The sequence below is a fragment of the Streptococcus sp. 3874 genome (assembly GCF_013276425.1).
Classification (GTDB): Bacteria; Bacillota; Bacilli; order Lactobacillales; family Streptococcaceae; genus Streptococcus; species Streptococcus pseudopneumoniae.
In genome coordinates this window covers 1-1,644 of record NZ_VMLA01000083.1, presented here as the reverse complement: position 1 = coordinate 1,644, position 1,644 = coordinate 1, and the positions used below count along the sequence as shown (strand labels likewise).

At 40.0% G+C, this 1,644-nt stretch carries 1 pseudogene; it reads left to right on the top strand.

Annotation, left to right across the window (positions count from 1 at the left end):
* Window positions 1-1,523 (top strand): annotated as a pseudogene (locus HT703_RS08510) (IS1634 family transposase); the annotation flags it as partial.
* Window positions 1,524-1,644: the final 121 nt, after the last annotated feature.

The following is a 1,644-nucleotide window of genomic DNA, read 5'->3' as shown; positions in this document are numbered from 1 at the left end:
AGCGTATTTTGAAAAAATATGGTCTCTTAGATGAACTAGAGGTAGAGGAACCTGATATCTTAGAACGTTTGAAACGTGAGGCAAAGGAAGGTCTACTAACAGAACCTCAATTCTTTCAAGTAAGCTATGACCTACTGGCTCCTATGAATGAGGTGGATCAGTCCTATGGTTGGATGGTCTTGGATAACCTGTTTGAAGAGTTAAAACTAACCGAGTTTCTAAAGACAGTGAAATCGAAATCAGAGTACGATTTGTCTCAAATTTTAAAACTATTAGTTTTTCAGAGAGTCCTCAATCCAGATAGTAAGTTATCTACTTATGCTTCTCAAGTAAACTTATTTGGTCATTGGGAAATAAGCCTCAACGCTATTTATCGTTCGTTAGATAAGTTGGATACCTTGAAAGAAAAACTTCTGCTTCATCTTCATAAAGAAGTGAGTCGCATGACCAAGCGTGAAGCACGTTTAGTTTTCTACGATGTAACGAACTACTACTTTGAAACAGATATCCCCGATGAGACGGTTGTTTCAGTTGATGGTGAAATTCTAAAAGAAGGACTAAGAAGGCGAGGTCCTAGTAAGGAACATCGTCCCAAACCCATTGTCCAATTAGGATTATTTATGGATACGAATGGAATTCCCATCAGTTATAAGTTATTTAGAGGAAATCAAACAGATCCTATTACCTATCTTCCAGCTGTTGAGGAAGTTAAAAAACAGTTTGGAATTGAGCGTATTGTGGTGGTGGCCGATAAGGCTATGAATAGCTCTTACAATATTTCTGAGATGATTCATCAAAAAGATGGATGGCTCTTCTCCCAGAAGCATCGTGGACGGCGTGGCGCCTCAAAGGAGCTACAAACACAAATTCTAAATCCAAACGATTGGCAATTTAATAAGGAGTTGACCTTCGCAAAGAAGTCCTATCTACGTGAACGCAAGCTGGGAACGAAGAAGGATTCTCCACTTGTCAAAGAGAAAGTTCTGATTACTTGGTCTAAGAAATACGCTGATCGAGAACGGATTCGTCGGGAAGGTGCTTTAGAATATGCCAGCCAACTAACCAATGCGGAACTCTTTCGACAGACCAGTAAAAAAGGAGGCAAGAAATATCTAGACCTCCACTATCTGGATGAAAAAACAGGGGAACTAAAGCCTTTTTCCCCACTTGTTACCATTGACCATGAGCAGGTTGATTTTGATGCTCAGTTTGATGGTGTGAATGTTCTTGTAACAAGTGAAGTTGGAATGACAGATGAAGAGATGTTGGAGGCTTATAAAGAGTTAGCTAAGATTGAGGATTGCTTCCGCATCACGAAGACAGAGCTTGAAAGTAGACCTGTTTATGTATGGACAGAAAATCATATACAGGCACATTTTTTGACTTGTTTTATCGCTTTAATTCATCTTCGACTCCTCCAACATCAAATTAATTGGAAGATGAGTCCAAGGAGAATCGCTAATGCTCTCAACAGTGCCAAAGCAACTAGGTTACAAGATAATTACTATAGACTACAAGAAAGTCCAGCTCTTCCTCTCCTCCCTCTCTTCTTTTTCCTTTCCTTTCCCCCCTTTTTCTTTCCTTTTTCCTCCCTCCCCCCTTCCTCCCCCTCTCCCTCTACAACACCTAAACGAGATTAAAGAA